The organism is Sphaerospermopsis sp. LEGE 00249, assembly GCF_014299995.1.
GTDB classification, from domain to species: Bacteria; Cyanobacteriota; Cyanobacteriia; order Cyanobacteriales; family Nostocaceae; genus Sphaerospermopsis; species Sphaerospermopsis kisseleviana.
Window position 1 is genome coordinate 1 of record NZ_JACJUZ010000121.1, and the last position, 8,513, is coordinate 8,513.

Consider the following 8,513-nt stretch of genomic DNA (forward strand, 5'->3'; position numbering starts at 1 on the left):
ATCATCTTCAGTATAAAAACGATGCCCCGACAATGTTCTTTTGGCTGGAAGTCTTCCTTCAACATCCCATCTTTGCAAGGTCTTGACTGAAACTCCGATTTTTTTAGCAAATTCATGAGGTTTAAACATAAAGTCACTCATAGGTTTGTCTATTAAATTGTCAACTTAGGACAAGCTCTTCCCAGTCCCCAGCGATGCACTGAGCTTGTCGAAGTGTCCCCATTCCCCAATCACCTGTACCTAAGACAACGACATCACGCATAATTATGTAATTATTATTGAAGTTTTCACCTGTACATCATGATGAGCGAACTGGAGCGGTATTATAGAGTATTAGATTTAGAGCCTGGAGCAACACTAGAAGAGATCAACCAGGCTTACAAAGATTTAGTGTTTGTTTGGCATCCTGATCGCCTACCTAAAGATAACCACCGCTTACAGCAAAAAGCCCAAGACAAGATTAAAGCCTTGAATGAGGCTCGTGAAAAATTACGTTCCCTAAAAGATCAACCTCAAACTGCAAATTATTCTAGACCTACTCAACCGAAAAAACCATCTTCGAGTTATTATCAACCCACACAAACAAATTACCAACCACCAAATCAAAATCCTGACTTGAGCGGCAAAGATTTTAGTCGCGCTAATTTGAGTAATAAAGACTTATCTGGCAGAAATTTGAGTTATGCCAATTTAAGCGGTTCTAATCTCAGTGATACTTTTATGCACAAAGTTAATCTTAGAGGTGCGGATTTGTCGGAAGCCAATTTATTTAGAGCTAACTTGTTGTTAGCAGATTTGAGAGAAGCAAATTTACGCTCGGCTAATTTGATTGGTGCGGATCTAAGTGGTGCTGACTTGCGGGGTGCTGACTTGACAGGTGCAAGGATTCGTTCAGGCGATCGCTTGCTGGTGAAATTAATCGGTGCTAACTTAACTGGGGCTATTATGCCTGATGGTGCAATTCATCGCTGAAATACCCTGAGTTAATGACAAAAGATGAAGAACTAAGTTAACCTTCCTGCAATATGGGAAACTTAGTAATATTCCTGATCCCATGAATTTATGAAAAAGAGTATCTTACGTTACAGAAATTTTCAAATGTTCTGATTGAAGCTACTTGAGGGGGTTGATATTTTGTCTCAAAAGGTATTTAGGTTTTGCTGTTTAAATTTTCAGGAAAAAGTTAATGAAAAATTAGCGACAGTTATTACTTAGAAACTCTTGTAATTAGCGATTTTGGCAAATTGAATTGGACAAGTAATTTAATTTTTCGTATTTAGATAGTCATGAATATAGCAATAATTGGATGTGGTTATGTTGGTTGTGCAGTTGCTCAATATTGGCAGCAAAATAAAAATTTTATTATCACCGCAACCACAACAAGTCCTGAAAGAGTCCCTGGACTACAAACAGTAGCTCAAAAAGTAGTAGTCACTAAAGGCAATGACTATGAATCTCTCAATTCTGTCTTAAAAAATCAAGATGTCGTCTTGTTAAGCGTAGGCGCAAAAAGTGGAACTACCTATGAAGAAACTTATTTGGAAACTGCAAAAACTGTAGTTTCTATCCTCAAGCATTCTCCCAATATTCACCACTTGATATATACAAGTAGTTATTCTATTTATGGTGATAGAAATGGTGTTTGGGTAGATGAAGAAACACCACCAGCACCCCCTAATTTTAATGCTCAAATTCTCCGCAAAACTGAAGATGTGTTACTATCAGCAGAAAATGAAAGTCTGCGGGTTTGTATTTTGCGGTTAGGGGGAATTTATGGACAGGGTAGAGAACTGGTGAAAATATTTGGTAGGGTTGCTGGTACAACTCGTCCCGGTAAAGGTGAAGAAATCACAAATTGGGTGCATTTAGATGATATTGTTAGGGCTATAGAATTTGTTCGTCTACACCGCTTACAAGGTATTTATAATTTGGTCGATGATAGCCATCTCACCAGTCGAGAATTAATTGATAATGTCCTGACAAAACATAATTTACCGAATGTGATTTGGGATGCAACAAACAAGAGTAACCGCCAATATAATACCTGGGTGTCTAACCAAAAACTAAAAGATGCAGGATACGAATTTATTCATCCCCACATCATTTTCTAGTAACGATTGAATTTGATAATTATGCCGCCAATGTTAGCTAATTCCTCTACCATCTCCGCATCTCCTACCCAATTTTACAATTGGGGAAATTATCGTTGTGCTTATGAAGTACATCAACCGATAAATTCTGAAGTTTCAGGTGTGCCTTTATTATTAATCCATCCTATTGGTGTAGGATTATCCAGGCAGTTTTGGCAGCGTTTTTGCTGTGAATGGTATAATACAAATCATGGCAATATCATTTACCAACCGGATTTATTGGGATGTGGTGAAAGTGATACACCCAGGAAAGCTTATACACCAATTGATTGGGCAAAACAATTACAGCATTTTTTACAAAAAATCGTCCAAAAACCTGTAATTTTAATAGTGCAGGGTGCTTTATTTCCAGTAGCAATTGAATTAGTCAAATTAGAACCTAATTTAATTACTGGACTGGTACTTTCTGGACCAACATCTTGGAGTATAATTACCAAAAATGCACCTCAATGGCGACAAAAATTGCTGTGGTCTATTTTTGATTCACCCATAGGTAATGCGTTTTTTCGTTATGCACGTACTCGCAAATTTTTAGTTTCTTTTTCCACAGAAAGATTGTTTGCATCAGGTGATGCTGTTGATGAGGAATGGTTAAATACTTTAATAGCAGATGCTCAAAATATGGGTGGACGCTATGCTGTATTTTCTTTTTTGGCGAGATTTTGGCAACGGGATTATAGTCATGATATTGCAGCTATGCAAAAACCGACATTAGTAGTTTTTGGAGAGCAAGCATCAGCTATTAGTAAAGAAGGGAAAACAGATACAGCAGAAGCTAATTTAGCTAGTTATCTTTCTTGTTTACCCCAAGGAAAGGGAATAAAAATTAAGGGGAGAAATGTTTTACCCTATGAATCAACTGTTGATTTTGTGGCTGCAATATCGCCATTTATTCAAGGATTAAGTAGTTGATATTCATGCTGCAATAAATAAATAATATATTCTTCAGTCCACGCAGGTGGACTTTGTTTTTATAGGAGTGAATTATATTCACCTTTATCTTTATGTTTACTAAAATTCATCAGCAAGTCTATAATATAATTATTAAACACCACCACAGGAGTCCGTATGACCCAGATATATGAGGGAGTACGCTGGACAAGCTCAGACCTTGAACTATTGCCAGATAACGGCAACCGTTATGAGATAATTAATGGAGAATTATTTGTGACAAGAGCGCCACATTGGAAACATCAAAAAGCTGGCAACAATGTTTGTACAGAACTCACACTTTGGTCTAGAGAAACCGGTTTAGGAGAAGCTGCTACTGCTCCCGGTATTATTTTTACTGATGCTGATAATGTCATTCCTGATGTGGTTTGGGCAAGTAATGAAAGGTTAGCAACTTTATTAGATGATGATGGACATTTAACAGGTGCGCCAGAATTAGTCATTGAAGTGCTTTCTGCTGGTGTGGAAAATGAACGCCGAGATAAAGAAGTGAAATTAAAACTTTATGCTTCTAGAGGTGTGCAGGAATATTGGATAATGAATTGGCGATTACAACAAATAGAAGTTTATCGCAGAGAAAGGGCAATATTAGTATTAGTAGAAACTCTGTTCGCTAACGATGATTTAATATCGCCTTTATTGCCTGGTTTTAGTTGTGTGGTAGGTAGTTTATTTAAGTAGAAAAATCCTTAAATTTAAGATTGAAGATTGAAAGACAAATATTTTCTAGAAATTAACTAAAATGGTACACACAATACAAAAAACTCTCACATTGGAAGAGTTTCTGCAACTACCAGAAACGAAACCAGCTAGTGAGTATATTGAAGGTCAAATTATTCAGAAACCCATGCCACAGGGAAAACATAGTATACTTCAAGGTGAACTTGTACCTGCGATTAATGTTGTCGTCAAACCTCAAAAAATCGCTCGTGCATTTCCTGAGTTACGTTGTACCTTTGGTGGACGTTCAATAGTACCGGATATTGCGGTTTTTGTTTGGGATAGAATTCCCCGTGATGAGAATGGAGAAGTTGCTAATACATTTCTCACCTATCCAGATTGGACAATTGAAATTTTATCACCTGATCAAAATCAGACCAAGGTAACTAAAAATATTTTGCATTGTTTAAAATATGGTACTCAAATGGGTTGGTTAATCGATCCAGGGGAACGGACTGTTTTTGTTTATCGTCCGCAACAACAAATTGAGGTATTTGATGAATCAGATATGTTAATTACTGTGCCGTCTTTTGCTGAGGATTTACAATTGACGGTTGGTGAGTTGTTTGGGTGGTTGTTAGAGTGAAGATGTAAAATATAATAATTACAGATGTTAATAAGGTAATTTTATGAAACTAACACTGAAATCAAAAGTTGACGCTGATGGTAAATTGTTGTTACAACTTCCTCAACATTTAGCTAATCAAGAATTAGTCATTATTATTAGTGATGTTTCTGAAGATAAACTACCAACACCAGAAGAATTAGGATATCCTGCTGATTTTTTTGAGAAAACTGCGGGAAAATGGGAAGGTGAAGTTTTGGTTAGGGAAAATTTATTTGATTGTGATCAAAGAGTTTGGGATATTGAATAATGATTTATTTGTTAGATACTAATACCTGTATTCAATATTTAACAGGACGTAGTGAAAATGTAATTAATAAATTTAAAACTACTCCTCGCCAAAATATTTGCTTGTGTGATGTTGTCAAAGCAGAGTTATACTATGGAGCTTGTCGCAGTAACAAAAAAGAAAAAAACTTAGCTTTATATGAGTTATTTTTTTCTCAATATGTTAGCTTACCTTTTGATGGAAATTCAGCTAAAATTTATGGTGCAATTCGCGCTGAGTTATCCAAACTAGGGACTCCTATCGGTGCTTATGATTTCCAAATTGCTGCTATTGCATTATCTAATAATCTGATTTTAGTAACTCATAACACTAGAGAGTTTCAAAGAGTGGAAAATTTACAAGTTGAGGATTGGGAAGAAAATATATAAGCGTGTAAAATGTAAATGTTGAGGCAGATCCTCAATTTTGCATTCCCAGTCTGAGACTGGGAACGAGAGAACGGGAAAAAAGTTTAAGTTTTTTATACAAGTATTCCTAATTCAAAATAAACAAATTATAATTATGCTGCTATGACGAGAATACAGCAATGCTTATACTTTTTATTCACGGTGTTGCAGAATATAAAACTAAATTTGCAGAACCGCTAAAAACCTTAATTCAAACAGAGTTTTCCCAAAGAGGTCAAAAATTACCTCATTTTCATTCTGGGTTTTATGCAGATATTTTAACAAATAAAGGCAAAATATGGAACTTCATTCATCAAGACTTAGCAAAGTTTAAACAAGAAAATCCTTATGTTGATAGTCAGGATATTTTAAGAGGTAAAGATTTAAGAGAAGGATTTATATCTGATTTTGTTGGTGATGCGTTTACTTACCTAAATTATCAGAGAGGAAAGAAAATTAGACAATCCATAGCTGAACATTTAGAAGATTTTATCACAAATCACTCACAAGAAAAAGAGTTACATATAATTGCCCATTCAATGGGAACTGTAATTTTATGGGATATGTTGTTTTCAGAGAACTTTGAAAATAATGATCCATCTGTTAAGTTTAGAGAATTAATTAATAATCAGGTACAACTAAAAAGCATTACTACAATGGGTTCACCAGTAATTCTATTTAATATGCTGTTAGATATTCCTGCTGAACAAGTGAATTTTAAGTGTCAATCATTTAAATATCCTTTACGGTGGTTAAATATTATTCATTCCTCTGATATGATTGCTTATCCGATTAGTTCTAGTTTGGAAATTAAAGAAGATTCTAATATTAGCGTTACAGATAAATTCATTACTGACAATGCAAATAATTTAGAAAGTTCTGTGCGTCAAATAGCGAATTTTCCTGGTATTAAAACAGTAAGTGATATCACATCTATTAATAAAGTTCTTGATTTAGGTGCTGTTGCTGCTGGTGTAGCAGACGCTCATATTGGTTATTGGAATTGTCCCCAAACGGCTAAAATGATTACAGATCATATTTTAGGTAATGAGGAAAAAATTATTAATATAGCTAGACCAGCGAGTAAATTTATGTCAGTTATTGCAGCTAAAACTTACGTAGAGTATCGGAACGATGGATATTGGGTGGAAGGAACACGGATTTCTCTAGATTCGATTGTCTATGCTTTCCGAAAAGGCTTATCACCTGAAACTATCGTTCAATCTTTTCCTCTGCTAACGCTAGAACAGGTTTATGGAGGAATCACGTTTTATCTAGCTAACCGCGCTGAGATTGATGCTTACTTGGCAGATGAGGAAGCGGCTTTTGATGCTATGCCTCAACCATTACAAACCAGTGATCCTATTTTATATGACAAACTCAAGGCAGCGAAAACAGCAAGAGAGCAGGTAAAATTGTGAATATTCGCTATCAAGCTGATGCTGATTTGAATCAGTCTATTGTAACGGGAGTTCTGCGACGAGAACCCAGCATTGATTTTCAAACTGCCTTTGTTGCTGGCTTAGAAGGTGTAAAAGATTCAGAAGTATTGGAAATGGCTGCACAGCAGGGGCGTATCCTTGTCAGCCATGATCGTAAAACAATGCCATCAGAGTTTGCACAGTTTATTACCAAGAAGCAAAGTACAGGCGTTATTATTGTTTCTCGTAAGTTACCGCTTGAAGTCATTATTGAGGAACTATTGCTAATTTGGGCAGTATCCAGTGCAGAAGAGTGGCTTAATCGGATTGCAAAATTACCCCTTTGAGGTAAGCTAAAAATGCTCACATAGCCCGGTTTTCAACAATTTTCAAATATATTTAACTAAACCAAGTAATTACAAAAAACAACTATGACACAACAACCCATACAAGTAATAGGCGGTGGACTTGCAGGAACAGAAGCAGCATGGCAAATAGCCCAAGCTGGCGTTCCTGTCATCCTCCATGAAATGCGCCCTAAACGCTTTAGTCCTGCCCATCATACCGAAAATTTAGCCGAGTTGGTATGTAGTAACTCCTTCGGTGCAATGGCAAGCGATCGCGCAGCAGGTTTATTACACGAAGAACTCCGTCAACTCGGTTCTATTATCATCTCTAAAGCTGATGAACACGCAGTACCCGCAGGAGGTGCTTTAGCAGTTGATAGGGGAGTATTTGGGGAAGACTTAACCCAAACTTTAGCAAATCATCCTTTAATTGATTTTCGCAGAGGTGAAGTTAAAGAAATCCCTGAAGGTATTGTAGTATTAGCTTCTGGACCTTTAACCAGTCCCGATTTATCCGCAGATTTACAGCGTTTTACGGGAATGGAATATCTTAATTTCTTTGATGCTGCCAGTCCGATTATTTTAGGTGATTCTATTAATAAAGATATTGCTTTTATGGCTTCCCGGTATGACAAAGGTGAAGCAGCTTATCTCAATTGTCCCATGAATAAAGAGCAGTATTTACAATTTTGGGAAGAACTACGTCAAGCAGAACAAACAGAATTAAAAGACTTTGAAAGAGAAACAGCGAAATTTTTTGAAGCTTGTTTACCAATAGAAGAAATGGCACAAAGAGGGGAAGATACCATGAGATATGGTCCCCTGAAACCAGTGGGTTTAACTGATAGTAGAACCGGAGATCGTAACTATGCTGTGGTGCAGTTGCGTCAAGAAGATAAAGCCGGTCAACTGTGGAATATGGTGGGTTTTCAAACTAACTTACGTTGGGGTGAACAAAAACGAGTTTTTAGAATGATTCCCGGTTTAGAAAATGCCGAGTTTGTCAGATTAGGAGTTATGCACCGCAATACTTTTTTAAATGCACCCCAATTAATGTTACCAACTTTGCAATTTAAACAACGTCATACTTTATTAGCAGCAGGACAATTAATAGGAACAGAAGGTTATACTGCTGCATCTGCTGGTGGTTGGTTAGCGGGAACAAATGCAGCGAGAATAGCTTTAGGAAAAGAACCTTTAATATTACCCAATACAACTATGATGGGGTCTTTGTTTGAGTTTATCAGTTCTGCTGCACCTAAGCATTTTCAACCCATGCCACCTAATTTTGGTATTGTCCCAGATTTGGGTGTGAAGATAAAGAGTAAACCAGAAAAATATGGACGTTATCGAGATAGATCCTTAGCAGATTTAGCAAGTTGGAAAACTGCAAACTTAGGATAAATTAAGATCCTCGATTTTTTTTGATATTGTCAATTAATGATATATTAATCATAGAAGTCGGGGTTCTAAGTTGATTATCTAAATCTATACTTGCAGAAATGTTGAATGTCGTTACAAAAGTTTACATATTCAGTTATAGTAGTCCTATTAAGGGTGAAAATGTCAACATCTCATGATATCTTCCATCCAATGAACATAACTAATTTGTTGACACATACAA

The 8,513-nt window shown here is 36.3% G+C and carries 11 protein-coding genes; 10 read left to right on the forward strand and 1 reads right to left on the reverse strand.

Going from position 1 to position 8,513, the window contains the following annotated elements; translation table 11 throughout:
* Positions 1 to 129 (reverse strand): helix-turn-helix domain-containing protein (locus tag H5968_RS23965; protein WP_187041945.1); only part of this gene is annotated, 129 nt, incomplete at its 3' end.
* A gap of 174 nt (positions 130 to 303) precedes the next feature.
* Between H5968_RS23965 and H5968_RS23970 the strand changes: the two genes are divergently transcribed.
* The 10 genes from H5968_RS23970 to trmFO all read left to right on the forward strand — a co-directional run bounded on the left by H5968_RS23970 (position 304) and on the right by trmFO (position 8,293).
* Positions 304 to 972 carry a pentapeptide repeat-containing protein gene (locus H5968_RS23970; RefSeq protein ID WP_096565953.1) on the forward strand — a complete coding sequence of 223 codons (669 nt, stop codon included), beginning with the start codon at positions 304 to 306 and terminating at the stop codon, positions 970 to 972.
* Between the two features lie 314 nt (positions 973 to 1,286).
* Positions 1,287 to 2,111, forward strand: coding sequence for an SDR family oxidoreductase (locus H5968_RS23975; RefSeq protein ID WP_187041938.1), 825 nt, complete (start codon positions 1,287 to 1,289; stop codon positions 2,109 to 2,111).
* 30 nt (positions 2,112 to 2,141) lie between these two features.
* The gene (locus H5968_RS23980) at positions 2,142 to 3,062 is read left to right on the forward strand and encodes an alpha/beta fold hydrolase (protein WP_187041946.1); all 921 of its coding nucleotides are present in this window, start codon (positions 2,142 to 2,144) and stop codon (positions 3,060 to 3,062) included.
* A 156-nt stretch (positions 3,063 to 3,218) separates the two neighbouring features.
* Positions 3,219 to 3,782, forward strand: a complete 564-nt coding sequence (locus H5968_RS23985) for a Uma2 family endonuclease (protein WP_187041939.1) — start codon at positions 3,219 to 3,221, stop codon at positions 3,780 to 3,782.
* A gap of 61 nt (positions 3,783 to 3,843) precedes the next feature.
* Positions 3,844 to 4,407, forward strand: a complete 564-nt coding sequence (locus H5968_RS23990; RefSeq protein ID WP_187041940.1) for a Uma2 family endonuclease — start codon at positions 3,844 to 3,846, stop codon at positions 4,405 to 4,407.
* A gap of 43 nt (positions 4,408 to 4,450) precedes the next feature.
* Positions 4,451 to 4,696: a hypothetical protein gene (locus H5968_RS23995; protein WP_187041941.1), complete on the forward strand. Its 246-nt coding sequence runs from the start codon at positions 4,451 to 4,453 to the stop codon at positions 4,694 to 4,696.
* Complete coding sequence (locus H5968_RS24000) at positions 4,696 to 5,103, forward strand: type II toxin-antitoxin system VapC family toxin (RefSeq protein WP_187041942.1); 408 nt, start codon at positions 4,696 to 4,698, stop codon at positions 5,101 to 5,103. The genes H5968_RS23995 and H5968_RS24000 overlap by 1 nt, the downstream gene beginning before the upstream one ends.
* A 158-nt stretch (positions 5,104 to 5,261) precedes the next feature.
* Positions 5,262 to 6,542 (forward strand): DUF433 domain-containing protein, encoded by a 1,281-nt coding sequence (locus H5968_RS24005; protein WP_187041943.1) that lies wholly within the window; start codon positions 5,262 to 5,264, stop codon positions 6,540 to 6,542.
* Complete coding sequence (locus H5968_RS24010) at positions 6,539 to 6,889, forward strand: DUF5615 family PIN-like protein (RefSeq protein WP_272109839.1); 351 nt, start codon at positions 6,539 to 6,541, stop codon at positions 6,887 to 6,889. Before H5968_RS24005 ends, H5968_RS24010 begins: the two co-directional genes overlap by 4 nt.
* 84 nt (positions 6,890 to 6,973) lie before the next feature.
* A complete protein-coding gene (gene trmFO / locus H5968_RS24015) occupies positions 6,974 to 8,293 on the forward strand; it encodes an FADH(2)-oxidizing methylenetetrahydrofolate--tRNA-(uracil(54)-C(5))-methyltransferase TrmFO (protein WP_187041944.1) in 1,320 nt (439 codons plus the stop codon).
* Positions 8,294 to 8,513 lie beyond the last annotated feature (220 nt).

Excerpts from the sequence above, each read along its gene's own strand:
- H5968_RS23970 (WP_096565953.1), top strand. The coding sequence starts at position 304 with ATGAGCGAACTGGAGCGGTATTATAGAGTATTAGATTTAGAGCCTGGA.
- H5968_RS23975 (WP_187041938.1), top strand. The coding sequence starts at position 1,287 with ATGAATATAGCAATAATTGGATGTGGTTATGTTGGTTGTGCAGTTGCT.
- H5968_RS23980 (WP_187041946.1), top strand. The coding sequence starts at position 2,142 with ATGTTAGCTAATTCCTCTACCATCTCCGCATCTCCTACCCAATTTTAC.
- H5968_RS23985 (WP_187041939.1), top strand. The coding sequence starts at position 3,219 with ATGACCCAGATATATGAGGGAGTACGCTGGACAAGCTCAGACCTTGAA.
- H5968_RS23990 (WP_187041940.1), top strand. The coding sequence starts at position 3,844 with ATGGTACACACAATACAAAAAACTCTCACATTGGAAGAGTTTCTGCAA.
- H5968_RS23995 (WP_187041941.1), top strand. The coding sequence starts at position 4,451 with ATGAAACTAACACTGAAATCAAAAGTTGACGCTGATGGTAAATTGTTG.
- H5968_RS24000 (WP_187041942.1), top strand. The coding sequence starts at position 4,696 with ATGATTTATTTGTTAGATACTAATACCTGTATTCAATATTTAACAGGA.
- H5968_RS24005 (WP_187041943.1), top strand. The coding sequence starts at position 5,262 with ATGCTTATACTTTTTATTCACGGTGTTGCAGAATATAAAACTAAATTT.
- trmFO (WP_187041944.1), top strand. The coding sequence starts at position 6,974 with ATGACACAACAACCCATACAAGTAATAGGCGGTGGACTTGCAGGAACA.